Origin of the sequence: Brumimicrobium oceani (assembly GCF_003143775.1) — a bacterium.
Taxonomy (GTDB): Bacteria; Bacteroidota; Bacteroidia; order Flavobacteriales_D; family Crocinitomicaceae; genus Brumimicrobium; species Brumimicrobium oceani.
The window spans coordinates 53,655-77,473 of the sequence record NZ_QFRJ01000011.1; the positions used below are offsets into that span (position 1 = coordinate 53,655).

The 23,819-nt window shown below is 35.3% G+C and carries 27 protein-coding genes; 15 read left to right on the forward strand and 12 right to left on the reverse strand.

Features of this window, described 5'->3' with window-relative positions; all coding sequences use genetic code 11:
* Window positions 1-41: 41 nt before the first annotated feature.
* From def to DIT68_RS12695, 5 genes are all read left to right on the forward strand, one after another.
* Window positions 42-638: a peptide deformylase gene (gene def, locus DIT68_RS12675; RefSeq protein ID WP_109360186.1), complete on the forward strand. Its 597-nt coding sequence runs from the start codon at window positions 42-44 to the stop codon at window positions 636-638.
* A gap of 11 nt (window positions 639-649) precedes the next feature.
* Window positions 650-1,249: an outer membrane protein assembly factor BamD gene (locus DIT68_RS12680; protein WP_109360187.1), complete on the forward strand. Its 600-nt coding sequence runs from the start codon at window positions 650-652 to the stop codon at window positions 1,247-1,249.
* Window positions 1,250-1,398: 149 nt separating this feature from the next.
* Window positions 1,399-1,848: a DUF1573 domain-containing protein gene (locus DIT68_RS12685; RefSeq protein ID WP_109360188.1), complete on the forward strand. Its 450-nt coding sequence runs from the start codon at window positions 1,399-1,401 to the stop codon at window positions 1,846-1,848.
* Between the two features lie 260 nt (window positions 1,849-2,108).
* Window positions 2,109-3,011 (forward strand): gliding motility-associated ABC transporter ATP-binding subunit GldA, encoded by a 903-nt coding sequence (gldA, locus tag DIT68_RS12690; protein ID WP_109360189.1) that lies wholly within the window; start codon window positions 2,109-2,111, stop codon window positions 3,009-3,011.
* 78 nt (window positions 3,012-3,089) lie between these two features.
* Window positions 3,090-3,671 carry a hypothetical protein gene (locus DIT68_RS12695; RefSeq protein WP_146194216.1) on the forward strand — a complete coding sequence of 194 codons (582 nt, stop codon included), beginning with the start codon at window positions 3,090-3,092 and terminating at the stop codon, window positions 3,669-3,671.
* 139 nt (window positions 3,672-3,810) lie between these two features.
* Here the strand turns inward: DIT68_RS12695 and DIT68_RS12700 are convergent, their stop codons facing one another.
* Window positions 3,811-5,433 carry a cation:proton antiporter family protein gene (locus tag DIT68_RS12700; RefSeq protein WP_109360191.1) on the reverse strand — a complete coding sequence of 541 codons (1,623 nt, stop codon included), beginning with the start codon at window positions 5,431-5,433 and terminating at the stop codon, window positions 3,811-3,813.
* Window positions 5,434-5,531: 98 nt separating this feature from the next.
* Window positions 5,532-6,827, reverse strand: coding sequence for an MATE family efflux transporter (locus DIT68_RS12705; RefSeq protein WP_109360192.1), 1,296 nt, complete (start codon window positions 6,825-6,827; stop codon window positions 5,532-5,534).
* Between the two features lie 499 nt (window positions 6,828-7,326).
* Here DIT68_RS12705 and DIT68_RS12710 point away from each other — a divergent pair, with 499 nt between their 5' ends.
* The 3 genes from DIT68_RS12710 to DIT68_RS12720 all read left to right on the forward strand — a co-directional run bounded on the left by DIT68_RS12710 (window position 7,327) and on the right by DIT68_RS12720 (window position 9,359).
* Window positions 7,327-7,851: a transposase gene (locus DIT68_RS12710; protein WP_109360193.1), complete on the forward strand. Its 525-nt coding sequence runs from the start codon at window positions 7,327-7,329 to the stop codon at window positions 7,849-7,851.
* A 107-nt stretch (window positions 7,852-7,958) separates the two neighbouring features.
* A complete protein-coding gene (locus DIT68_RS12715; protein WP_109360194.1) occupies window positions 7,959-8,750 on the forward strand; it encodes an undecaprenyl-diphosphate phosphatase in 792 nt (263 codons plus the stop codon).
* 33 nt (window positions 8,751-8,783) lie between these two features.
* Complete coding sequence (locus DIT68_RS12720) at window positions 8,784-9,359, forward strand: phosphatase PAP2 family protein (RefSeq protein ID WP_109360195.1); 576 nt, start codon at window positions 8,784-8,786, stop codon at window positions 9,357-9,359.
* Window positions 9,360-9,400: 41 nt separating this feature from the next.
* Here DIT68_RS12720 and DIT68_RS12725 read toward each other — a convergent pair whose 3' ends face one another.
* The 6 genes from DIT68_RS12725 to DIT68_RS12750 form a co-directional block, all read right to left on the reverse strand.
* Window positions 9,401-9,823: a hypothetical protein gene (locus DIT68_RS12725; RefSeq protein WP_109360196.1), complete on the reverse strand. Its 423-nt coding sequence runs from the start codon at window positions 9,821-9,823 to the stop codon at window positions 9,401-9,403.
* A gap of 49 nt (window positions 9,824-9,872) precedes the next feature.
* Window positions 9,873-10,244 (reverse strand): hypothetical protein, encoded by a 372-nt coding sequence (locus DIT68_RS12730; protein WP_109360197.1) that lies wholly within the window; start codon window positions 10,242-10,244, stop codon window positions 9,873-9,875.
* A 148-nt stretch (window positions 10,245-10,392) separates the two neighbouring features.
* Complete coding sequence (locus DIT68_RS12735) at window positions 10,393-10,962, reverse strand: hypothetical protein (protein ID WP_109360198.1); 570 nt, start codon at window positions 10,960-10,962, stop codon at window positions 10,393-10,395.
* Between the two features lie 450 nt (window positions 10,963-11,412).
* The gene (locus tag DIT68_RS12740; protein ID WP_109360199.1) at window positions 11,413-12,135 is read right to left on the reverse strand and encodes an SAM-dependent methyltransferase; all 723 of its coding nucleotides are present in this window, start codon (window positions 12,133-12,135) and stop codon (window positions 11,413-11,415) included.
* Window positions 12,128-12,601, reverse strand: coding sequence for a low molecular weight protein-tyrosine-phosphatase (locus DIT68_RS12745; protein WP_317133906.1), 474 nt, complete (start codon window positions 12,599-12,601; stop codon window positions 12,128-12,130). Before DIT68_RS12745 ends, DIT68_RS12740 begins: the two co-directional genes overlap by 8 nt.
* Window positions 12,602-12,612: 11 nt before the next feature.
* Window positions 12,613-13,407: an SDR family oxidoreductase gene (locus DIT68_RS12750; RefSeq protein ID WP_109360201.1), complete on the reverse strand. Its 795-nt coding sequence runs from the start codon at window positions 13,405-13,407 to the stop codon at window positions 12,613-12,615.
* A gap of 416 nt (window positions 13,408-13,823) precedes the next feature.
* Here DIT68_RS12750 and DIT68_RS12755 point away from each other — a divergent pair, with 416 nt between their 5' ends.
* Together DIT68_RS12755 and DIT68_RS12760 are read left to right on the forward strand one after the other, a co-directional pair.
* Window positions 13,824-14,672, forward strand: a complete 849-nt coding sequence (locus tag DIT68_RS12755; RefSeq protein WP_109360202.1) for a hypothetical protein — start codon at window positions 13,824-13,826, stop codon at window positions 14,670-14,672.
* 641 nt (window positions 14,673-15,313) lie between these two features.
* Window positions 15,314-15,616: a GIY-YIG nuclease family protein gene (locus DIT68_RS12760; protein WP_109360203.1), complete on the forward strand. Its 303-nt coding sequence runs from the start codon at window positions 15,314-15,316 to the stop codon at window positions 15,614-15,616.
* A 191-nt stretch (window positions 15,617-15,807) separates the two neighbouring features.
* On the opposite strand, the gene hemH is transcribed toward DIT68_RS12760, so the two are convergent.
* The gene (gene hemH, locus DIT68_RS12765) at window positions 15,808-16,848 is read right to left on the reverse strand and encodes a ferrochelatase (RefSeq protein WP_109360204.1); all 1,041 of its coding nucleotides are present in this window, start codon (window positions 16,846-16,848) and stop codon (window positions 15,808-15,810) included.
* A 176-nt stretch (window positions 16,849-17,024) separates the two neighbouring features.
* On the opposite strand from hemH, the gene DIT68_RS12770 reads away from it, so the two are divergent.
* The 5 genes from DIT68_RS12770 to DIT68_RS12790 all read left to right on the forward strand — a co-directional run bounded on the left by DIT68_RS12770 (window position 17,025) and on the right by DIT68_RS12790 (window position 20,965).
* Entirely contained in the window at window positions 17,025-17,447 is a 423-nt protein-coding gene (locus tag DIT68_RS12770) for an RrF2 family transcriptional regulator (RefSeq protein ID WP_109360205.1), read from the forward strand.
* A 385-nt stretch (window positions 17,448-17,832) separates the two neighbouring features.
* Entirely contained in the window at window positions 17,833-18,087 is a 255-nt protein-coding gene (locus tag DIT68_RS12775) for a DUF2061 domain-containing protein (protein WP_109360206.1), read from the forward strand.
* A gap of 7 nt (window positions 18,088-18,094) precedes the next feature.
* Entirely contained in the window at window positions 18,095-18,703 is a 609-nt protein-coding gene (locus tag DIT68_RS12780; protein WP_109360207.1) for a phosphoadenosine phosphosulfate reductase domain-containing protein, read from the forward strand.
* Window positions 18,704-18,715: 12 nt separating this feature from the next.
* On the forward strand, window positions 18,716-19,630 hold the full coding sequence (gene cysD / locus DIT68_RS12785; RefSeq protein ID WP_394336381.1) for a sulfate adenylyltransferase subunit CysD: 915 nt from the start codon (window positions 18,716-18,718) through the stop codon (window positions 19,628-19,630).
* Between the two features lie 51 nt (window positions 19,631-19,681).
* Entirely contained in the window at window positions 19,682-20,965 is a 1,284-nt protein-coding gene (locus tag DIT68_RS12790) for a sulfate adenylyltransferase subunit 1 (RefSeq protein ID WP_109360208.1), read from the forward strand.
* 57 nt (window positions 20,966-21,022) lie between these two features.
* Here DIT68_RS12790 and DIT68_RS12795 read toward each other — a convergent pair whose 3' ends face one another.
* From DIT68_RS12795 to DIT68_RS12810, 3 genes are all read right to left on the reverse strand, one after another.
* A complete protein-coding gene (locus DIT68_RS12795; RefSeq protein ID WP_109360209.1) occupies window positions 21,023-21,952 on the reverse strand; it encodes a tetratricopeptide repeat protein in 930 nt (309 codons plus the stop codon).
* Window positions 21,953-22,104: 152 nt separating this feature from the next.
* Window positions 22,105-22,473, reverse strand: a complete 369-nt coding sequence (locus DIT68_RS12800) for a helix-turn-helix domain-containing protein (RefSeq protein WP_109360238.1) — start codon at window positions 22,471-22,473, stop codon at window positions 22,105-22,107.
* 78 nt (window positions 22,474-22,551) lie between these two features.
* Window positions 22,552-23,760: a serine hydrolase domain-containing protein gene (locus DIT68_RS12810; protein WP_158276187.1), complete on the reverse strand. Its 1,209-nt coding sequence runs from the start codon at window positions 23,758-23,760 to the stop codon at window positions 22,552-22,554.
* Between the last annotated feature and the right edge of the window lie 59 nt (window positions 23,761-23,819).

The following is a 23,819-nucleotide window of genomic DNA, read 5'->3' on the forward strand; positions in this document are numbered from 1 at the left end:
TTGTCCTTTTGAATTATTACTTTTGTAAAAATTATTAAAGTATGATATTACCTATTGTTGCTTATGGCGATCCCGTTTTAAAAACTGAAGGAGTTGAGATAGATAAAGACTATGAAGGTTTAGAGACCCTCATCGAAAACATGTGGGAAACGATGTACAATGCTCATGGGGTTGGACTAGCCGCACCTCAAATCGGAAAATCTATTCGTTTGTTTGTTGTAGATGCATCCCCTTTTGCAGAAGACGATGCTGATGGAGAACCAGATCCAAAAGCAGCAGGCTTGGACGGATTTAAAAAGGTTTTTATTAACCCAATTATTGAAGAAGAATCTGGTGAAGAATGGGCTTTTCAAGAAGGATGCTTAAGTATTCCGAACATTAGAGAGGACGTTTATAGAAAAGAAAAAATTACCATTACATACTTTGATGAAAATTTCAAATTTCATGAAGAAACTTACGATGGTTATGCTGCGCGAATAATTCAGCACGAATATGATCATGTCGATGGAGTATTATTTACAGATCATCTTTCTACGTTAAAGAAAAAGTTATTGATGAAGAAATTAGCCAATATTTCAAAAGGAATAGTGGATATAGACTATCGTATGAAATTTCCCGTTACTAAAAGAAAAAGATAATTATTAAGACCATGAAAAAGGCCATTTACATTTTTAGCGTGTTGCTCGTTTTTACCGCTTGTAATTCTAATACAGAAGAAATTGAAGCTGATACGAAAGAAGAAGTTAATCTTGAAGCTTTAAAGACTTCCATTAAAGAAATGGATGATTCTTTGAAATTATTGATGGACGAAGCAGTCAAATCGCCGACCTACAAAATGAACAAAGTGGCTTACCACGAGGCCATCAACAGAAACAAAGATTTCTATCACAATTTCCCTGAAGACTCTTATGCAGAAAAAGCTTTAAGTAAAATTGCAGCATTGTATTTACAAATAGGTGTAGAAGAAGAAGCTGTGAAGTGGAGAGATACTTTATTGAATAATTATCCCAATACGGAAGATAAAATTGGTTTGCTGGAATTACAAATGAATTATTACGACTACAACCAATACAATAAGGAGAAAATACAGCACTACGCTGAACGTTTATTAGCCATTGAAAATTTATCTGATGAAAAACGTGAACAATATGAATTTCGTTTAGAGCACATCGATAAATCTTTTGAGGAGTTAATTGAGCTTCAAATTGCTGGAGATTTAGAAAAAGTAAATACAGAACATCCGCAATAGTTAAGTACGTCTTAGCGCAATTCTCGTGCTGTACCAAGTCGTTTTTAACACGTCCTTAACATCTGTAAAGCAATGATGTTAAGGCTTTGTTAAAAAACTGAATGCTAGGTTAATTCGGTATATATTTGATTGAAACTAAAATTATAAACATGAAAAAAATACTATTTACATTAAGCCTTTTAGCGACTGCTTTTTTCGGAATGAACACAGCAATAGCACAAGCATCTGTTGAATCGGGAGCGAAAATTGAATTTGAAAAAGAAACGCATGACTATGGTACAATCAGTCAATATGCTGATGGAACATGTGAGTTTGTTTTCAAAAATACGGGAAATGAGCCATTGGTTATTTCTAACGCAAAAGGTTCTTGCGGATGTACAGTACCCCAGTGGCCACGTGAGCCAATTGCACCTGGACAAACCGGAACAATTAAAGTAAAATACGATACGAAGAGAGTAGGAATTATTGGTAAAAGCGTTACATTACAATCTAATGCAACTAACGAGCCAACGAAAACTATTCGTATCAAAGGAAATGTGAAAGCAGCACCAAAAGGTGGAGCACCTGTAAACAACAGTGGAGCGCCAGCTGCAGGCTAAACTAAAAAGAGGTTCTAGGGACTTCTAATACAATATTAAATTCCGCTTCTGGGTTCGCTCAGTAAGCGGAATTTTTATTTAAGACAACTGAAGAGTTATTGCTGAATGTTTTTGTTTGATCTGCGAAATTCAAATTGGACTAAGTTGCTACTGTAATTTGCATTTTTAAGTCATAGATTATTTCAATGATTTCGTTTTTTTAACAGATTTACACCCCTAAAATCATCCAATATCCTATCTTCGTATTATAAATTTATACCATGTCAATTTCTGTAAAACATCTTACTAAATACTACGGAGAGCAAGCCGCAGTAGACAACATTTCTTTTGAAGCAAAAAATGGAGAAATTTTGGGTTTTTTAGGCCCAAATGGAGCTGGGAAGTCAACAACGATGAAAATCATCACGAGTTTTATTCCTGCAACAGAGGGAGATGTAGAGGTTTGTGGATTGGATATCAAGAAACATTCACTTGAAGTTAGAAAGAAAATTGGTTATTTACCAGAACACAATCCGCTTTACTTGGATATGTATGTCAAGGAATACCTCAATTTTGTAGGTAAAATTTACAAAGTAAAAAAGCTCAAAGAACGAGTAGCTGAGGTCATAGAATTGGTTGGACTGCAAAAGGAACAACACAAAGTAATTGGCCAACTTTCTAAAGGGTATAGACAAAGGGTTGGATTGGCACAAGCGATCATTCACGATCCTGAAGTTTTGATTTTAGATGAACCCACATCAGGACTTGATCCAAATCAATTGGCTGAAATTCGTGAATTGATTAAGAAAATCGGAAAACAAAAAACAGTAATGCTTTCGACACACATTATGCAGGAAGTAGAAGCCATTTGCGACAGAGTAATCATTATCAAGAATGGAAAACTGGTAGCCAACGCCAAAGCCAGCGAACTACAATCGGATGTGAACAGCCAGGTTGTATTTGTAGAGTTTGATGCTGAAATTTCAAGAAATCGCTTGGCAAAAGTCCCAAATATTTCGAGGGTTGAGGAAGTCACTAAAACATCATTCCTTGTGAAATCTGACTCTTCAATTGATTTAAGAAAAACCATTGCAGCTTATGCCCAAGAAGAGAATTTATTGATTTTGACCATTCGTAAAGAAGAAAAAACTTTGGAAGAAGTTTTTAAGGATTATACTAAGTAATTAGGAATTTTTTAATTACGAATTACGAATTGGTAGAGGTTTAGAGTTAAACGATGTCGTGATAATAAGATAAATCGCATGAGAAATTTATTTACTATTTTCTTTTTACTTTTCATCACTTTTTGCGTTACAGGTCAGTCGGACACACTCTACTTTACAACTCATCAAAAGAACACATTTGAATCGATTCTTGATAGTTTCCATGCGAGAAAAATGGATGTTGATGAAATCTATTTAGAAAATAAACGCTTTGATTCATTGATTAGAATAATTGATAAATTGAATCATTCTAGACGTTCTACATTTGAAGATAAAGACTCCTTATATCTCTTAGCAAAGACAATATATCCATATAGCTGGGAAGTATCTTTTTGGGAGAATCCTACTGGGTGTTTTCTTGGAAACGATATAATTGCGCGAACACAAGAACGACTTAGAGACTTTTGCAACCTATGCGAAGAATTGAGAACTCCGAATGAATTTGGGTTAACCCAAAAACAACTTAATCAAGTACACGAGCAACAAATGGATGGTTATTTGATGAGACTAAAACATGCATTTCAATTCGTTGATAAAAATCTTGAGGGAAGATTATGGGCTCATTTATATTTTGGCGCACTTCAAAAAACTCATATTGTAATATTAGCCGAACAAAAGTAAACTACACGAAAAATGTTAGCCTTCCTTTTTCACTCCAAAAACAAGCTTGAGCAAAGCGAACACCAACCACGAATTCGTAATTCGTAATTAAAAAATTCGTAATTAACTTCCTTGAGGGCTTCACCAATTCGCAATTGATTTAAAGAACAATCTTCCTGCTTTTCTCCATTGCGTGTTGAGCAAAATCTTCTCCAACCGAAGTTTTGTAATCGTAGATGTAATCGACATTTAATTTTTCGAAAATTTCCTTTTCATCTTCATAGTGGCAAATAGCAGCAATCTTAAATTGTCTTTCTTTCATCTTGTTGATTTGCTTCATCGTATTGTGATTTGAGGCATAATCGCTCATGGCTAAAACCACAACGTCTACCCTATCCCAATTCGATTCATCCCAGAAATCTCTATCTGTAGAATCTCCCCAAACTACATTGTTTCCTTCTTCTTTCAGTTGTTTTACTTTATCAGCGTTATAATCAACACCAATAATATGGTCTGGGAAATTTTCTTTTAAATGTTGGTAAGCAGGCATTCCTATACTTCCTAATCCAATAATTACATATTTGGCCTCGCCGCTAATTTGGGCTTGTTTGTCGATACCTTTTGAAGTCCTGTTCCACTTTGTAAGCGTAGTTTGGTACTTTTCGAACAATTCGTACGAACGTGCCACCACGGGAGAAGAAAGCAAGAAAGAAAAGCTCATAAAAATGGCCAAAGTAGTTAACCAATCACTGTCTATCATACCATTAGAAACCGCCACTGCTCCAACGATTAGCCCAAATTCACTATAATTAGAAAGCTGTAGGGAGGTTAAAAAATTTGTTCTGGCACGCAATTCGAAAAAGGAGAATAACTTAATAAATAATAAACCTTTAAAAATCACAAAGACCATTAAAGAACCCGCAATAGCAACATTTGTTAAAGAGGGAACCCCCGAGAGACCAATATTGATAAAGAACCCGATCAAAAAGAAATCTTTATAACTCAACATTCTGTCATACAGTTCCTCTTTTCTTGGGTGGTTGACCAAGAGCATTCCTATAATTAAGGCTCCCAGATCATATTTTAAATCTACCAAATCAAAAGCTAAAGCTCCGGCTATTAATGGGGCAAAGAATCCAAAAACCGTAAGTAATTCTCCGTGTCCTGTTTTATTCAACAACTTATCCAACACCAGTTTGATCAGGTATAAATAAACAGGCAATGCCAATGCCCATATTGAAGGCATTACACTTTTCGAAAGCGTCAAAAACACTACTGCAAAAATGTCTTGAACAACTAAAATCCCTATGGCAAAACGCCCATGTCGCGAGGTAATTTCCCCTCTTTCCTCCAAAGATTTAACGATAAAAACGGTACTTGAAAAACTCAATGCAAAGCCAATAATCATAGCAGCCTCCAGGGTCATGTCAGTAAAATACTGTATTCCCAAGAAACCCAAACCAAAGATTACCCCACCTATAGCGAGTGTTGTAAGAATAATGTGAGAAGAAGCGGTGATTAATATTTCGGGCTTCACCAGTTCCTTAATCTTAATTTTCAACCCAATAGTAAATAAAAGCAAAATAATCCCTAAGTCTGAAAGCGGAACTAAAATTTGCTTTAGGTTACCATCGGTATATCCTGTTATTCCCAAAAAGAAACCCGTGGCCAGAAATCCTAAAAGCGCTGGAAGCCCAAGTCGTTTCATTAACAACCCACTTAAAAAAGCAAGTGATAACCAAATTGCATCTATGTATCCTGCACCTAATTCGATTGATTCCATCTAATAATTTAAATCTTTAATTTTTATGTTGTTTTAGAAGTACGACTCCACTGAGTCATTGAAAATAGCGAAACGCCTTTTGCAAGCACATGTGTATTTTAAAAGCGCTTTATCCAATATTTGAAATAAAAATAGGGGATAAAGCCTCTAAGCAACATCCACATAATGATTGCCATCCAAATAATTTGCAATCCAGGCATTAGCTGATGTCCGATTAATAATACTGGTAAAAATCCGAATAGCGTTGAAATAAATAAAATATTTCTCAAAAATTTTGCTTTTCCCATTCCTTTAAAGACTCCATCCAAAGTAAAAGCGAGTGCATTTATGGGTAAACACAAGGCGAATAAAGGAAGAACCAAAGGGTACATTGACCAGACTTTTTCATTGTCGATGAGTAATTCCATGATTTGAGAATCGAAAAGCATGAGTAAGCCGGACAAAGCGAAAGACACAATTAAGCTCAGCAATAAATTTCTATTCAGATTACGCTGCATGGCTTCTTTATTTCTAGCCCCCAAGAATTTCCCTGCCATCGCGTTGGCCGATGTTGCAAAAGCATCTAAGAAGAATGCAGAAAACAACCATAAATTGAGCATGACTGCATGAGTTGCCGCTTGAACTGTACCATAAATATTGGCGAATTTATGGGTTAACATTAGGGCTAGATTCAAAACAATAGTTCGCAAAACTAAATTTCCAGCAATTAATAAAAGTCCAACAAACTCTGGACTAATTCTCAAAGTATGAATCAGACGAATTTTTGATTGAACAAACAAGAAATAAAGCGTAAGAACAAACATTACAATTTGCGCAAAGAAACTGGCCCAAGCCGCTCCCTCTACTCCCATGGGCTCCACTAAATTCCACCAGCCCAAAACAAAAATAAAATCAAGTAAAATATTCACACTACCACCAATAATGGAAATCACCATGGCCCACCAAGTATTTTGAACGCCTCTAAAAACTCCAAAAATAGAGAAAGTGATGAGCGTTAAAGGAAATCCGAGAACACGAATATTGAAATAAGCTGTAGCGTCTTTTAGAATTGGTCCGGAAGCAGAAAGTAGATTTTCGAAAATCCAAGCCGAAGTATAGTAGGTCGTCAACATAGCTAAAACTCCAACAATTGCATTAAAGTAGATCATTTGTGGAATGAGACTTGCCATTACACGCATGCGCATGGAGCCATAAGCTTGCGAAACAACTGCTGAAATAGCACTTTTCATTTGAGCAAAAATCCAAACTAAAGCAGAAATTAAACTTCCAGCAATTCCTACTGCAGCAACCGCCGAAAGATTTTCATTGCTTTCCGCAAAGCTGTCATAGCCAATATTTCCCACAACCGCTAAATCAGTCAAAGAAAGAACTGGTTCAACGATTCCTCCCAGCATAGCAGGCAAAGCTAATTTCCAGATGGAACGATATGTGGGTTGTTTTTGGATTTTTGAAGGGTTTTTTAGAATGCAAAGGTAGGGATTTTTTAAAAATGCCGGGTGTTTTTTTAGGTGTAAGGTGGGGTTTGAAAATTTGGTGATGGATTTTGAAAATCATGGATTGAATGTGTTGTTTTTGGATGATGGTACATTTTCCTTGGATGGAATAACCTTTCTCTCGGTGGTGTATTTTTGAAAATTTGGTGGTGCATTTTGACAATGATGGACTGAATGTGTTGTTTGTGGATGATGGTGGATTTTATCCGGTGGGGTGCATTTTATCCCGTGGGGTGCATTTTATCCCGTGGGGTGCATTTTATCCCGTGGGGTGCATTTTATCCCGTGGAGGCGCAATGCATTGCGCCTCTACGGGAATAAATGCTAACAATAATTGAAAATCTAAACATTTTGGTTATCTTCATTATAATTAAAAAAATAACCACCATAAATCAAAATCATGAAAAGGCTATACAAAAACAAATACCGTGTTGATACATTTCGATGGAAAAACTGGAACTATGCTTGGTGCGCTGACTACTTCGTAACTGTTTTAACGCATGATAAACAATGTTTCTTTGGAGAAATATCAGAAAACAAAGCTCAATTATCAAAAATTGGTGAAATCGTAAAAACTGAATGGGAAAAAACATTTGAGATGAGACCTGATATGAATTTAACAATGGGAGAATATGTTATAATGCCCAACCATATTCATGTGATAATAAGAATTGGAAAAAATGAATTCAATTCTAAAAACTCACTAAATGATGTAAATGTGAAAAACCAATTTGGCCCTCAATCAAAAAACCTAGGTTCGATAATGAGAGGATTCAAATCTTCCGTGACAATGAAGTCCAGAATTTTAAATCCTGATTTCAAATGGAAAACGCGATTTCATGACCATATTATTAGAAATAATTGGGCATTTTATAATATCGAAAAGTATATTAGAGAGAATCCTGAAAAATGGGTGGATGAATAAAATACAGATTCACAATATCAAATAGAGTAAAAATTACTCTTTCATATTCCTGAAATCCATTCATTCAGAATATTGTTTAATTTAGCGCTTTCTAAAAACGTAAATCAATGGAAATCATAGAGGCGATTATACTCGGAATTGTACAAGGTTTAACTGAATTTCTTCCTGTTTCAAGCAGCGGACACCTTGAAATAGTGAAAGCTATTTTTGGGAATGAAGATGTGGGTGAATTGAGTATGATGACCACAGTTGTCCTTCATTTCGCCACCGCACTAAGTACAATCGTAATTTTTAGAAAAGATGTTGCTGAGATTTTAAAGGGTCTTTTTCAATTCAAACAAAACGAAGAATTGATGTTCTCCCTAAAAATTATCTTGTCCATGATTCCTGCTGCTTTTGTAGGTTTCTTTTTCGATGATTTAATTGATTCCTTCTTCCATAGTCAAATTCTCTTGGTTGGGTTTATGTTGCTCATTACTGGTTTGCTTCTTTTCTTGGCCGACAAAGCAAAAAACACCAACAAAAATGTAAGTTTCAAAAGTGCGTTAATCATCGGAATTGCGCAGGCAATAGCTATTCTGCCAGGGATTTCTCGTTCTGGGGCTACAATCGGAACTTCAGTTCTTTTAGGGATAGACCGTGAAAAATCTGCTCGTTTTTCTTTCTTAATGGTTGTTCCTTTAATTTTTGGTAAAATCGCTAAAGACTTATTAGATGGTGGATTTGCAGGAGACAATGTTCCTGTTTTATCTTTGTCTTTAGGATTTATCGCTGCCTTTGTAACAGGTTTAATTGCCTGTACTTGGATGATTTCAATTGTAAAGAAAAGCAAATTGACTTACTTCTCAATTTACTGTTTCATTGTAGGAACAATCGCTATTGTTTGGTCGGTAGTTTAAGCTATAAACTTTCTTTGGAACTCTCAATTAAATATGGAAACATTAATAAATTTCGATGCCCAGTTATTTCTGTATTTGAATAATCTAGGAACTGATTCTTGGGACTCCTTCTGGTTAGTCATTACCAATAAGTACCTCGCTTTTCCTTTATATGCTTTATTGGCTTTATTGATTTTATGGAAAACAAGTTTCAAATCGGCAGTGATAAGCGGATTTGCAATTCTTGGAACTGTAGGTCTTGCTTTTGTGATTTCCTATTTAATGAAACACGGAATTGCTCGGCCAAGACCTTGCAACATTTTTGAAATAGGAACAGAAATGCGTTTTCCACTTGCTGCAAAAGGAAAAGACTGTGGAGATTTTGGATTTGTTTCTTCTCATGCCACCGTTGGAATGGCAATGATTACTTTAATTGGATTAATTCTAAAGCCCTATTTCAAGAATATTTTCATTCCATTGTCGCTCTGGATTTTACTATTCTCCTACAGCAGAATTTACGTTGGAAAACACTATCCTGGAGATTTAATCGTGGGAATTCTAATTGGATTTCTTGTTGGCTGGATGGGATATAAAATTCATGAATGGATTATTCGAAAATTCAATACTTGAGTAATTGAGTTTTTTATTCTCAGAAATATGCTTTCTAATTCTTAATGAAAAACCAAAACAGCCAGCACAACAATAGTTGTAGAAGTCAACAAAGAAAACTTTCCAATGATTTCCAATTTCTTAAGATAAGGATCTGGATTGACTGACTTCATTGCTTTATTTTCAAGGAATTTAATTATGCTTAGAAATACAATTAACAAAACAAAAAGTATCAGTTTTGCTAGCAATAAAGGCAACATCAAAAGCGCATTCCAATAAGGGAGAATCAGATAAACTCCAGAAACGAAGAGTAAAACAAGTCCAATAGTCCCCATGCTGCCCAAAATATGTGTGTTTTTCCTGAGTTTTCCCGCTTCTTCTTTAGATAATTTAGAAGATGCAAACCCCAAAAACGCATGCGCAAAAGCCGTTCCTAATCCCATGGCTAAACCAATGAAATGCAGTATTAACATTAAATCTCTCATGAATAAAATTTCTCTCTGATTAAAAAAAATATAGAAGCGCAAAAGATTATCAGTTCACATAATCCTGGTAATTATCGCTTAATTGAGTAAGCGTAAACCTTTCTGATTTCCAATTCAAGGTTTCATTTTCATAGATTAGCTCAAACTTAGAAGCAGAATCAGCTCCTTTGGTAGATTTCATGAATATTTTATAAAACTCACTAAAGGTTTTCATTACGATTGGTTCGTAATTCTCTTTATTCATCATATTTCCAGGATCACTGATTTTCAAGGTATGTAAGCTCCCTTCTATTCCTACTTCATAAGTGGCGTCAGGGAAGTTTTCTGTCATAAAAGGCTTCATTCCTTCAGAAATTTTCTCTTCTTGAGAGCTGCATCCAATAATGACAAAAAGTAAGCTAATGATTAAAATCTGTTTCATCGTTTTTATTAATTATGTGTTGATTTCCTCAAAAATAACTGATAAACAGCATGAGAAAAAACAATTCAATTCAAGGGCGCAAAGCTACAAATAAGTGGGGTATATTGGTAGTAAGACGCTCAAAAGATTTGTGTTTGACAATTCCTATTTATTCGATTAAATCAGCATCAACTCGGCCATTTTTTATGATGATCACATCACTTTCAGGCCCTTGGAATATTTTACCTGAAAAAGTTCCTTTCAGATTGTTGTTTTCAAACGAAACAACCTTAAAAGTAGCCGCTCCAGAATAACTATCATAATTTCCGTAATATTCAGACTCACCTGTATTGCTATTTGTACCTATTAAGTTGATGAGCACTCCATCATCTCCATTCTCAGGCCATTCCGCAAAGGTATAATTCCCTGTTCCAGTTATATTTCCTTCTATCAACAAGTTTCTTGCACCAAAAACCGCAGGAATAAAAAAATACGAGGAAGAATCACCATGAGAAACTTTGGGATGAAAATAAGAATCAATTGAATCTAAATTAGATCTAAAATGCACAATACTGCCATCGTCATAAACTAAATCTGCTTCTACATCCCATTTAGCCGAAGAGGGATTCCCTGACGTTTCCGAAAGCGACTCATTGTCCTTTTTACATGCCGAAAAAGTAAATAGCAATAAGAAAATTGATAAAAAGAACATTTTAGCCAAGAGTAAACTCGTTTTCATAATTCATAAGTTTGAACGATAAAGCTATAAAAAATTTATGCCGCCACCGCAAGAGTTATTAAAATAAAATGCCTATCCGATACTTTACCAGTAAATATATCTAACCCAACTATAATGTGATTCAGCGGTAAACTAACAAGATCCTTCGCTAATTTCTATTTCCAACCAGTTGAAAAAAGAAATCCGCTTCAGGATGACATTAAGCTTTCCCCCTCTCACTTGCTTCCCAACGCCCACAACTGTCATCCTGACCAGAGTTGAAAATCTGAATTTTCAACTCTGGAAGGATCTGGCCTGGTTAAAGAGAGTACTTTTTATTGTAGTATATTAAATAGCTGGTAAAGTTCCCGATAAGCATTTAAAATAATTATCATTCTAAATGTCCAGCACAAAAAAACAAAGCCCGAAATCCAAAGAAAATCGAGCTTTTAAAAGATGTTTTATATGCATTTACAATCCTGCAAAAGGTTTCCCAATCAAAAACATCGTAGGACGTTTATTCAAATCAAATGCATTTTCGCGCCATTCTGCAACTGTCATGGTTTGAACACGCTCAGTTGGCAAAGTCAAATCACATGCAATACAAAGGAAAGTAGCGTCTAGGCATTCATTTAACAAATCTTCCAACAAATTATTATTGCGGAAAGGTGTTTCCATAAAAATTTGCGTTTGACCTGTCCTGCTTACCTCACGTTCGAAATCTTTAAAAGTGAAAACTCGCTTCTTGCGTTCTTTAGGAATGTATCCATTAAAAGCGAAAGATTGACCGTTGAATCCACTTGCCATAAGTGCCAACAAAATTGAAGAAGGTCCAGTTAATGGAGAAACAAAATCGCCTCTTTGATGAGCCAAAGCAACTAAATCTGCTCCTGGATCTGCAATTCCCGGACAACCAGCCTCAGAAATAATTGCCACATTGTGGCCTTTTTTTAAAGGAGCTAACATCGCCGCTAAATCTGTTGGAGGAGTTTTCTTGTTGAGAATAAAAAACGTGGATTGATCGATAGGAAAAGTCCTGTCTAGTTTTCTCAAATAACGACGCGCAGATTTCAAATCTTCCACCGCAAAGTAGCGGGTATTTATGGCTAATTCTTTTACTTGTTCTGGAATAACGTGATCCCATGTTTCTGAACCCATCAAAGTGGGCATGAGGTATAATTTACCTTTACTCATTGTCCTTTCTTTCTTTTAATTCTTTTAAAATGACATCTGTTCCTGCGTCTAGCATTTCAAAAACATCCTGAAAACCTTCATCTCCTCCAAAATAAGGATCTGGAACTTCCAAATCTTTTCCTGGGTGCGTCAAGTTTAAAAACAACTCAATTTTTTGAGTGTCATTTTCATCTCTTGATAATTTTCTCACGTTATCAAAATTACTTTTGTCCATCACGATAATTCGGTCAAACTCATCAAAGTCTGCCACCTTAAATTGTCTTCCGCGTAACTCATCTATTGGCACACCGTTTCTTTTCGCCGTTTCCATCATGCGTGGGTCTGGTTGGTCTCCAACATGCCAATCTCCCGTTCCCGCAGAATCTACAACAACATCCAAGTTATTATCCGCAACCTTTTTACGCATTAATCCATCTGCCATTGGCGAACGACAAATATTTCCTAAGCATACCATTAATATTTTCATTATCTATGATTTTATGTTGGGCTTTGATTCTTAATTATCTTCCAGAACAATGCTGGAGAGAAACGCTTAATCTTGGCCGCTAAAATTTCTTTTCCTCCTATCAACACCTCTTTTTTCTTTTTCAAAGTGGCGTTCAAAATTTGTTTTACACATTCCTCAACCGACATTCCCGTGGCTTGATTGTGGTCCATTTCACCATGCGCTGTTCCATCTTCTGTTAATGCGCTTTTCGAAATTGGTGTATTTATTTTCCCCGGACAAACAATGGTAACCGCTATATTGTTTTTCGCTTCTTCCAATAAAACACTGTCATAATAACCGTGCAAAGCGTGTTTGGAAGCAGAGTAAGCCGAGCGCAAATAAAATCCAAATTTCCCTGCAATACTCGAAGTCACCACAATATGTCCACTTTTTTGCTTTTGCATATAGGGTAAAACCGCTTTCGTAAGTGCGATATTTCCGAAGTAATTTACCTCCATAATTCGGCGATCAACATCAATAGAAGTTTTTGAAGCCTCAGCACGTTGAGAAATTCCACCGCTATTAAAAAGATAATCAATGCGTTGATATTTATCTATTACCTTTTTCGCTAATTCATCAAAATGCTTGTTGTCCGCTAAATTTAACTTCAAAACCATGTGTTCATCCGTATTTTTCAAAGAAGACTTCAGCTTCTCTAATTCCTCTATATTTCGTGCAGACAAAATCAATTTACTTCCTAATTGAGCTAATTGCACCGCGAGCTCTCTTCCAATTCCTGAGGAAGCTCCAGTGATCCAAACTACTTTATTGGCAAATTTTTCCATAGCCGCAAAGATATTGAAAAGAGTTGAATGAAAAGGGTTTGAATGAAAAGTTAAAAATGAGAAATGAAAAATCAGCTCAGAAACCATTTTTAATTTTTAATTCTTCATTTTTAATTAATTTTAGTTCTTCTTTTGGTGGCCTTAATCCGCCTTCTCCTCCAATTTACTTCCTTGACTTGCTCTGTTGTTGAATGCGCAAAAAAGAGCTTCTATTGTCGCTTTTTTATCGCAAACAACAGGCAATCCAGTTCAGTAAGATTTCCGTTTTCGTCGGGGCCTGGGCTGAATGATAATCTAAACGAATGAAAGATGGAGAATTTGTTGAAACCCAATTTTTCATTTTTAATTCTTCATTTTTCATTACCCCCACCTCTATTAGAAATAAAGTGTAAATTTGCACCAGTAAAGAAAAAGCAATGAAGCATACTATATTCAAATCCCTTTTACTCTTAATTTTTGGAGTAATTCTGTCCTTAGATTCTACAACAATTGCACAAAGCAGCAACCAAACCGACAAGGGAGGATTCTATCTTTATTGGGGTTACAACCGAAGCGCTTACACAAAAAGTGATTTGAATTTGGTTGGACGTGGTTATGACTTCACCATGAAAGACATGACCGCCTCAGATAATTATGAGAAATTATCAATGAATTATCTCGACATTAAAAAGATTACAATTCCACAATTTAATGTAAGAATGGGATATTTCTTTAAAGACAAATGGGCGTTGACTGTTGGTTATGACCACATGAAATACCTAATGGATCACCCTCAAGATGTTGTGATTGACGGATATGTTGAACCTGGAATTAGCGATTTATGGAGTGGAGAATATGATAACGAACTATCCCCAACAAATTATGACGATATTCATTACGAAAATTCAGACGGTTTAAATTACATACGTTTTGAATTGGCAAGATATTTTGACTTACTTTCTTTGGGTAAAAATGATTGGTTCAGAGCGCGTGCCCAAGCGGCAGTTTCCACTGGACTCATTTTATCCTACAATGATTTAAATTTCGCCAATGAATTCACTAGAAAAACCATTTCTGTTTCAGGATATGGACTTTCGCTCCACCCAGGAATAAGGCTGGAATTCTTTAACCACATTTTCTTACAAACTAATCTCTCGGCAGGCTTCATGCATCAAGTTAAAGTGAGAACAAGACCAGAAGATAAAGGAAGTTATGCCAAACAACGTTTTGGTTATATGGCTTCAGAATTAGTTTTGGGGTATACCTGGAGGTTTAATAAGGAGTAGGTTCAATACTTTTAATTGAACGTTCTATAACAAAAATTAAGGCTTCGTTCTCCAACAAGATCCTTCAATCAATAAAATCAAAGATTTATATTGATTAAAGGATGACAGGTCTAGTGTGGGTTTGGGGTGAAAAAAGGGGAACAATAAAGTTGATGCGGAGCATCAACTTTATTGTTCCCCTTTTTTCAAATGACCACCCCTCTCGAACTGTCATCCCTTGGAAAAATTGTTTTAGCAACTTGTTGTAAAACAATTTTTATGAGGGATCTTGTTGGTTTTAAAGGCAGATTAATATAAAAGTTAAATGCCTATCCGATACTTTACCAGTAGATCTAGAATTAAACTTCAAACCTCCAAAAAAGACACAGTTTCAGTAAATACGGTATATTATTAATTTCAAAAAATTACAACAGTTAGGATTCATGACGCAAGAAGTCCGTGTTTATCCGAATTCACCTGAGGTAAAAATCTGTGACCATCCGCGATGCTTGCAGTTCCGTTTTGCGGTGACGGAGCATTGTCGAAGGCCCGCGTTCCAATACGGCGCAGACCATTTGCTAGGGAATAGAGCTTAAATTCAGAAATTATTGGTGAAGATCCAGAGGTATTAAAAGTTAATTTTTATTCATAACTTAACACACATGAGAACCACCAAAACGTACTTTGTATACATTCTTACAAATAAAAGCAACAAAACCATTTATATTGGAGTAACTAATAATATAGTGAGACGTGTCTTTGAACACAAAAATAAATTAAACAAAGGTTTTACGGAGAAATACAATATTAACAAGCTAGTTTACTACGAAACTTTTCAATATATCAAAGAAGCGATAAAAAGAGAAAAACAATTGAACCGATTTCCTCGTTCAAAAAAAGAAGACTTAATCAACGAAATCAATCCAGAGTGGAATGAATTAAAACCACCAATTAATTACCTGTAAACTAGAACTAATATAACAGAGCATGTTGCTATAGCCTCAAGACTTGTCCTTCGGTGTTTTACAGATTATGAATTGAGGCTGAAAAGTTTTGATGAAAAGCACATCCAATCTTTTGAATCAAAGTAAGCAGAATCAAAAAAACGCCACTCACTCAAAAGCAAATGGCGTTTAAAAATTTGTTTATGATAATTCTATAATCTTTCTCTCACCAAATCTTCCAAACAGTCAATAAATCTCGGATGATCGTTTGTACTTGGAACTAACTGTACGATTTCACCACCCAGTTTTTGGAAATCTTCGTGGTACTCAACTCCAATTTCTACAATTGTTTCTAAACAATCCGCAACAAACGCAGGACTAAAAGCTAAAACCCTTTTCGCTCCTTCTTTAGCCCATTTTTCGATTACTTTGTCTGAAAAAGGCTCTAACCAGTTTTTATCTAATCGCGACTGAAAAGCAACAGTATAATCACTTTCTTTCAATCCTAATTTATCGGCAAGTGCTCGTGTTGTTGCGTAAACTTGAGCTTTATAACACAGTTTATTCTTCTGATTAATCTCCGTTTCGCAGGGTTGATCTGTACACAAACCTTCATCATACACTTTATCCACATGCTGATCTGGCAAACCATGATAAGAAAACATAATTCTATCATAACTGCTGATGTCAAACTGTTTGGTTTGCTCGTACATTGCGTCTATATAAGCTTCATGCTCATAGAATTCATTCACAGTTGAAATTTCTGGAATCACCCACCATTTGGTGATAATTTTAAATGCTTTTTCAATGGCTGTAACCGTTGTTGCACTTGCATGATGCGGAAATAAAGGGAAGAGAATAATCTTATCGTAATTTTCCTTTCTCATTTCTTCCAAAACGGACTCCATGGATGGATTTCGATAGCGCATGGCCATGTGTACCGTCACATCCTCATCCGTTTTGTCAAAACGTTCCTGTAGTAATTTTTTCTTACTCTCTGTGTATTTCAACAAGGGAGAAACTCCACCGCTCAAGTCCCACAATTCTTGATATATCTTGGTAGATTCTTTAACACGGAAAGGAATAATTATTCCATTTACTAAAAGTTTTCTTTTCAGATAAGGATAGTCGATTACACGAGGATCATTTAAAAACTCGTTCAAATAAACTTTTACATCGCTTTTCTTAGGACTATCTGGCGTTCCTAGTTGAATCAATAAAACTCCCGTTCTTTTCTTTCTATTTTTCTCCATTGAATAATTATTCTTGTGCTAAAACATTAACATCACAAAGATAAGAAGGTTTTGGAATATCAATAAAATTGAAGAATTCTAAATTAGCAATCTGCGATGAATCATGTTTTAATTCTTATTTGTAGATGTAAGAATGTAATAAACTAGAATCAATTTAACTTTCTTAAATTTGCAGTATGTTATCGAAGAAAACAAAATACGGAATTAAAGCACTGACCTACATTTGTAGACATAAAAGTGAAGGACCAATTCCTATTTCTATCATTTCTGAAGCTGAAAATATTTCTCATAAATTTCTTGAAACAATTCTCCTTACACTGAAAAAAGGCGGAATTTTGGCCTCTAAAAAAGGAAAAGGTGGAGGCTATTATTTGCTCAAAGATCCAAAAGAAATTTGGATGAGCGAAGTCATTCGATTACTCAGTGGACCAATCGCTATGGTACCTTGCGTTAGCCTTAACTTCTACGAAAAATGTGACGATTGTCCAGATGAAGAAACCTGTGGCATTAATCGCTTGATGTTAGAAGTGCGCGATAGTACCTTGAAGGTTTTGAAGAAGAAGAGTTTGGATCAGTTGACGATGGAAAGCTCAAAGTAGTCTTTAATAGAAAACTCCAAATCCTGCGTTATGCTTGTTTTAAATTGCAGTCATTTATAAATATAAACTCCTGACAATTAAAAACTTCACAAGCCTTGTCTTTAAACTTTTCTTATTAAAGACTCTAAAAACATCAGTTATAAGAATGAAGCTTGAAAGCTCTAGGTAGTCTTTGCTGCAAGGGTGATTTGCAAATCACCCATACAGCAAATCATCCATACAGCAAATCATCCATACAGCAAATCACCCATACAGCAATCACTCACACATCTAAGAAGACAAAACCCTCCCTTATTCAGAAAAAATGATTTTTATCATGTTCTACTTCAGAAAATAAAAATATATTTGCAAACCCTACCAAGTCGATAGGGTTAATAGAAAGGAGATGATAATAGATCAATTATACAACAGTTATAAAACAAAGCAGAAACCCAAGGAAAGAACAGAAAGCCGTTCTCGAAGTGTCGTGAAAGCTATTTCTTGGAGAACTTTGGGGACTTTAGATACCGTTTTAATTTCTTGGTTAATCTCCGGAAATATGACCGTTGCTTTCTCTATTGGATCATTCGAATTACTCACAAAAACTATCCTTTATTACTTCCACGAAAGACTGTGGACAGGAATTAAATGGGGAAAATAAATAGATTATGGATATCAAAGGAATAAACGCAGCATTGCAAGACAAAAGTCCAGAAGAAATCGTAGAATGGGCAATTCAACATGCTAAAAAACCAGTGGTAACAACCAATTTCAGACCTTATGAAAGTGCTATTCTGCATCTGACCACAAAAATATCACCGCAATTAGAGGTCGTTTGGTGCGACACAGGCTACAATACTTCTGCAACTTATCGTCACGCAAAAGAATTGATTGAAAACCTAAATCTGAATATTCACATTTACGTTCCACAACAATCTGTGGGCTATCGAAATGTTATTTTAGGAATTCCTGAAGTAGATTCTCCAGCACATAAAATATTTAGCGATCAAGTGAAATTAGAGCCTTTTCAAAGGGCCATGAAAATTCACGCTCCAGATATTTGGTTTACCAATTTAAGAAAAGGTCAAACTGCCTTTCGTGATGGAATTGATATCGTTTCTCAAGGAAAAGATGGAGTAATTAAAGTGAGTCCATTCTATAATTATTCAGATGAAGAATTGGATGAATACTTGACAGAACATCATTTACCCAACGAAAAGAACTATTACGATCCCACAAAAGTGCTGGAAAACAGAGAATGTGGAATTCATAATTAAAGAGATTGAACAATGAACGAGAATATGAATGACAAAGTAGTTAACAACCCATTAGAAGACGAAGCAATTTACATTTTTCGTGAAGTCGCTGGTCAATTTGAAAAACCTGTAATTCTATTTTCAGGAGGAAAAGATTCAATTACATTGGTAAGATTAGCACAAAAAGCATTTTATCCGGCAAAAATCCCGTTTCCACTTTTACATATTGATACAGGACATAACTTCCCTGAAACCATTGAATTTCGTGATCAATTAGTTGAAGAACTAGGTCTCGAATTACATGTGCATTATGTGCAAGACAATATTGACGCCGGAAACGTTCAAGAAGAAAGCGGAAAATATGCCAGTCGAAATGGTTTACAAACCGATTCTTTATTGCAAGCCATAGAAAAACATGGATTTGATGCGTGTATTGGTGGCGCAAGAAGAGATGAAGAAAAAGCACGTGCAAAAGAACGTGTATTTTCTGTGCGTGATGATTTTGGACAATGGGACGAAAAAAATCAAAGGCCCGAAGTTTTTGACATGTTAAATGGTCGAATTGATTTTGGTCAAAATGTTCGTGTTTTTCCAATCTCCAACTGGACAGAATTAGATGTTTGGAGTTATATTCAACAAGAAAAAATGGAAATTCCTTCAATTTATTTCGCCCATAAAAGAAAAGTTTTTGAACGAGATGGAATGATTTGGTCGGCACATGACGAATATGTTTTCCGTGAAGACAATGAACTCGTGATGGAAAAAATTGTACGTTTTAGAACTGTTGGCGACATGAGTTGTACCGCTGCTGTTGAATCTTTAGCATTTGACATTGATAAAGTAGTTGAAGAAATAGCAGCATCTACAATTTCGGAACGCGGAGCAAGAATCGATGACAAACGTTCGGAAGCAGCCATGGAAAAAAGAAAACAACAAGGTTATTTCTAATCCGAATATTCAAAAAGACACAAAGTAGACAACAAGATTAAAGCATTCAAAATGGTAGGAAATAAAAATAAAGTTTTAAAATTAAGTACGGCAGGAAGTGTAGACGATGGAAAATCGACATTAATTGGTCGCATTTTATACGACACGCATTCATTAACTGACGATAAATTAGAAGCAATTGAACGCAGCAGTAAACAAAAAGGCTATGATTATTTAGATTTTTCCCTGGCTACCGACGGATTAGTTGCAGAAAGAGAGCAAGGAATCACCATTGATGTTGCGCACATTTATTTCTCAACTAAAAATCGCTCCTACATTATAGCAGATACTCCTGGACATGTTGAATACACTAGAAACATGGTGACTGGAACATCAACCTCTCAAGTTTCAATTATTTTAATTGATGCTAGAAAAGGAGTAATTGAACAAACAAAACGTCACTTTTTCATCAATAATTTACTACGTACAAAAGAGATTGTTGTTGCGGTAAACAAGATGGACCTCATCGATTTTAGTCAAGAAAAATACGAAGCAATTGTTGAAGATTTTAAGCTTTTGATTTCAGATTCAGAATACAAGGAACAAAACATTACTTTCATTCCTGTAAGTGCTTTACATGGTGATAATGTTGTGGACAAATCCGAAAATTTATCTTGGTTTAAAGGAGAAACAATGATGGAGCATTTGGAAAACATTCGTTTGGAAGACATTCAAGAAGAAGCCAAAGCAAGATTTCAAGTACAAACCGTTATTCGCCCAAAAACAGATGAATTCCATGATTTCAGGGGATATGCTGGTAAATTAAAAGGCGGAGAATTGAAAGTTGGGGATGATGTGACTGTTTTGCCTTCTGGTAGAAAATCACAAATCAAGTCGATTTCATTTTTCGATCAGCAATATTTAGCAGCAAGCAAAGGTTCTTCAATTACAATTACTTTGATGGACGATGTGAATGTTTCGAGAGGAGATTTAATTGTGAAATCTGAAGAATTGCCCCAAGAATCGAAAACAATTTCGGCGAAAATTTGCTGGATGGACAATCAACCTTTGCTAGCTTCATCAACGTATTTCTTGCAACACGGAGTGAAGTTAGTGAAATCAAAAATCAAGACAATTGAACATAAAATAAGTACAGATAACACAGGAGAAATTGAAAAAGTGAGTCAACTCAACATGAATGACTTGGGTTTAGTTGAAATTCAGTTGGCGCAGGTGTTGAATTTTGATTCTTATAATGAGAATAAAGGGAATGGAGCTTTTATTTTGATTGATGCGAAGAGTAATACGACGGCTGGGGTTGGGTTTTGGGAGGTTGAGGTGGCTTTTGATAAATGATTATTTATGACCGAGAATAAATATAATAGTATGGTAGTGTATTTTTAAATGCTGTCCTTATTGTTTTCCATTACAGAATTTAGTCGACAATGAATCAATCTCCGTTTTGTAAAGCCCTTGAATCCCATACTTGTATGCCTTTGTTATTTCTCCACAACCTTCTTCATATTGTTGTTTTGAAAAATACAGTAGTGCTTTGTTTTTATACGCATAGGAGTTTTCTACGTCATATGATAATGAAATATTGACATCGTCCAAAGCAGAATCATATTGACCTAGCTGATATTTACAGTATGCTCGATTATTATAAGAATAAGCATAGGATGAATCTAAGGAAATTGCTTGATCATAGTAATCAATAGCATTTGAATAATTCTTTTTAGACATTTCTACAAATCCCATTCCGTTGTATGCTTCTGGCCTCGTTGGTGAAATTTTAACCGCATTATGATATTCATCCATGGCCTTGTCAAAATCTCTATTTCTTCGATAAAGTGTGGCTCGACCTAAATAAACATGATAGCCATTTGAGTCTAATCTGAGTGATTCTGAATAATAATAGAGGGAAAGGCTATCCTCAAAAAGATTGTTATACGCATATGCGAGACTTGTATATGCAATTGGTTTTGTTGAATCAATAGAAATAGCGGTTTTTAGGTATTTAACTGCGAGTTCATGTTGTCCTATTCCTTGATAACTTTCCGCGAGATTATTATACAACCAGTACCAATCCGAATCAATAAGTTCAAATGCTTTAAGATAATCAGGAATACTTTTAGAATATAATTTCTGACATCTTAAAACTTCGCCACGATAGAAATAGTATTTCCAATTATCGTTATTCATTTTAATCGCCTTATCAAATGAAACCTTTGCTTCTTGAAGTTGTTTGGAGTCAAGTAATGCTCTTCCTTTATCATAATGTTTTATTCCAGAACATGCGCTAATTAGCACTGCGAGCATAAAAATGACAATTTTTCCTACCATACTATTTTAATTAAGCCCAACTTGTTTGCTAATTATTTGAGTGTTTTACTCCATAAATATAGCAAATAAATATTACAGATTTAAGAAGCCGCGAGGATTTGGAAGTAAATCAGACCCCATTATTAATTCAGTTGGTCTACCTCTATTATTTTTCATTTCTTAAGTTGATACTCATTCACAAGTAAAGAAGCTGAGATACTAAGAATCACTTCTAATTCTCGAATCATATCCACAGTCAATCGTTTTTTTCTATTAAGAATTTCAGACACCCTGCTTTTTCCTCCGATTATACCGACTAAATCTTTCTGACGTAAATTCAATTCTTCCATTCGAATTTTGATGGCTTCAATAGGGTCTGGTGCTTCAATTGGATAGTGCTCATTTTCATAGTTTTCAATCAATAATGATAGAATCTCAGCTTCATCACCTTCCTGAGTATCAACTGGCGCATCAAAAATAATTTCTAAACGATCAAGTGCATTTCGGTAATCTATTTCTGTTTTTATAGGTTTAATATTCATGGTATTCATTTTAAATTGTGTCAGCATCTATTTTGTCGTATTCGGCGTGGGTACCAATAAAACGAATAAATGATAATATTAAACCCCACCCAACTCCCTAAAAAACTCCAAATGAGTAGTAGTTGAAGCATAAGAATTACTACTCTCATAATAATTCTTATTCGCGGAGTTTTTAACGATCACCGTGTTTGTTGTTGGGTTAATATAAATATACTGATTAAACACACCAATCGCCATTATTTCTCCTTGGTCTCCATCGGGAATCCACCATTGATAGCCATAGCCAAAAGAAGGACTGGACGAATTTTCACTGTTGGCTTGCAAATGCTCTTCAGTTGAATTTGTTGAGGCTTCAATCCAGCTTTCTGGAATAATCTGTTTTCCGTTCCAATTTCCTTTGTTGAGATAAAGTCTGCCTAGTTTTGCGTAATCTCTTAAAGTAGCATTTAATCCACCGAGTGCCATTTCCATTCCTTTTCCATCAGCAATCCAATAAGCGTTGTGTTCCGCTCCAATGGGTTTCCAGATTTTTTCTTCCAAATATTGTGTCAAACTTTTTCCTGTGGCTTTCACGATAATCATTCCTAAAACATGCGTATTGATACTCACATAATGATTGAAAGTTCCTGGTTCTATTTCGTTTTTTAAAGAAGCCGCAAATTCGTCCTGAGATTTTCCATTTCCGAAATCATCCCAGTATCTATTGATGTCTGCATTCGGATCGCTGTAAGTTTCGTCGAAGCCAACTCCTGTTGACATCTGCAAAACATCTTTAATTTTCACACCTTCATAACCAGAACCTTTTAATTCGGGTAAATATTCATCCACGGTTTGTTCAACGCTCTCAATGAAACCTTCCTCCATGGCAATTCCAAAAAGTGCAGAAACATAAGATTTAGACATTGACCAAGAAATGTGTTTTACAGCTTCGGTTTGTCCTCGCCAATAGTTCTCATATTGGATGGTGTCGTTTTGAATTAGAATTAATCCTTGTGCGTAAGATGAATCAAGGAATTTCTGCGTATTGTAATTCACTTCATTAGAATTGAAACTTTCAGGCAGTTGAACATTCTGTGTTTGAGGAAAGACAAATGCTTGGTCCGCTTTTTCAACTATTTTGGAAGGGAAATATTCATCCATATTGATGAAAGTATATTCTATATTTTCCAATTTCATGACTTCTTTAAAGTCTTTGAGTTGCTCTTTTTTGGTGCCACAACTTGCTCCTAAAAGGATCGTAATAGCGAATAAAATAATGCTAGGGAATTTGAGTTTTTGCGTATTCATCTTTGAAGTTCTTCTGTGTTTTACTGAAATGGAGAAGTGGCTACAAATATACATTTTCT

Coding starts and splice junctions, on each gene's coding strand:
- def (WP_109360186.1), top strand. CDS start 42: ATGATATTACCTATTGTTGCTTATGGCGATCCCGTTTTAAAAACTGAA.
- DIT68_RS12680 (WP_109360187.1), top strand. CDS start 650: ATGAAAAAGGCCATTTACATTTTTAGCGTGTTGCTCGTTTTTACCGCT.
- DIT68_RS12685 (WP_109360188.1), top strand. CDS start 1,399: ATGAAAAAAATACTATTTACATTAAGCCTTTTAGCGACTGCTTTTTTC.
- gldA (WP_109360189.1), top strand. CDS start 2,109: ATGTCAATTTCTGTAAAACATCTTACTAAATACTACGGAGAGCAAGCC.
- DIT68_RS12695 (WP_146194216.1), top strand. CDS start 3,090: ATGAGAAATTTATTTACTATTTTCTTTTTACTTTTCATCACTTTTTGC.
- DIT68_RS12700 (WP_109360191.1), bottom strand. CDS start 5,433: ATGGAATCAATCGAATTAGGTGCAGGATACATAGATGCAATTTGGTTA.
- DIT68_RS12705 (WP_109360192.1), bottom strand. CDS start 6,827: ATGCTGGGAGGAATCGTTGAACCAGTTCTTTCTTTGACTGATTTAGCG.
- DIT68_RS12710 (WP_109360193.1), top strand. CDS start 7,327: ATGAAAAGGCTATACAAAAACAAATACCGTGTTGATACATTTCGATGG.
- DIT68_RS12715 (WP_109360194.1), top strand. CDS start 7,959: ATGGAAATCATAGAGGCGATTATACTCGGAATTGTACAAGGTTTAACT.
- DIT68_RS12720 (WP_109360195.1), top strand. CDS start 8,784: ATGGAAACATTAATAAATTTCGATGCCCAGTTATTTCTGTATTTGAAT.
- DIT68_RS12725 (WP_109360196.1), bottom strand. CDS start 9,823: ATGAGAGATTTAATGTTAATACTGCATTTCATTGGTTTAGCCATGGGA.
- DIT68_RS12730 (WP_109360197.1), bottom strand. CDS start 10,244: ATGAAACAGATTTTAATCATTAGCTTACTTTTTGTCATTATTGGATGC.
- DIT68_RS12735 (WP_109360198.1), bottom strand. CDS start 10,962: ATGAAAACGAGTTTACTCTTGGCTAAAATGTTCTTTTTATCAATTTTC.
- DIT68_RS12740 (WP_109360199.1), bottom strand. CDS start 12,135: ATGAGTAAAGGTAAATTATACCTCATGCCCACTTTGATGGGTTCAGAA.
- DIT68_RS12745 (WP_317133906.1), bottom strand. CDS start 12,601: ATGAAAATATTAATGGTATGCTTAGGAAATATTTGTCGTTCGCCAATG.
- DIT68_RS12750 (WP_109360201.1), bottom strand. CDS start 13,407: ATGGAAAAATTTGCCAATAAAGTAGTTTGGATCACTGGAGCTTCCTCA.
- DIT68_RS12755 (WP_109360202.1), top strand. CDS start 13,824: ATGAAGCATACTATATTCAAATCCCTTTTACTCTTAATTTTTGGAGTA.
- DIT68_RS12760 (WP_109360203.1), top strand. CDS start 15,314: ATGAGAACCACCAAAACGTACTTTGTATACATTCTTACAAATAAAAGC.
- hemH (WP_109360204.1), bottom strand. CDS start 16,848: ATGGAGAAAAATAGAAAGAAAAGAACGGGAGTTTTATTGATTCAACTA.
- DIT68_RS12770 (WP_109360205.1), top strand. CDS start 17,025: ATGTTATCGAAGAAAACAAAATACGGAATTAAAGCACTGACCTACATT.
- DIT68_RS12775 (WP_109360206.1), top strand. CDS start 17,833: ATGATAATAGATCAATTATACAACAGTTATAAAACAAAGCAGAAACCC.
- DIT68_RS12780 (WP_109360207.1), top strand. CDS start 18,095: ATGGATATCAAAGGAATAAACGCAGCATTGCAAGACAAAAGTCCAGAA.
- cysD (WP_394336381.1), top strand. CDS start 18,716: ATGAACGAGAATATGAATGACAAAGTAGTTAACAACCCATTAGAAGAC.
- DIT68_RS12790 (WP_109360208.1), top strand. CDS start 19,682: ATGGTAGGAAATAAAAATAAAGTTTTAAAATTAAGTACGGCAGGAAGT.
- DIT68_RS12795 (WP_109360209.1), bottom strand. CDS start 21,952: ATGGTAGGAAAAATTGTCATTTTTATGCTCGCAGTGCTAATTAGCGCA.
- DIT68_RS12800 (WP_109360238.1), bottom strand. CDS start 22,473: ATGAATATTAAACCTATAAAAACAGAAATAGATTACCGAAATGCACTT.
- DIT68_RS12810 (WP_158276187.1), bottom strand. CDS start 23,760: ATGAATACGCAAAAACTCAAATTCCCTAGCATTATTTTATTCGCTATT.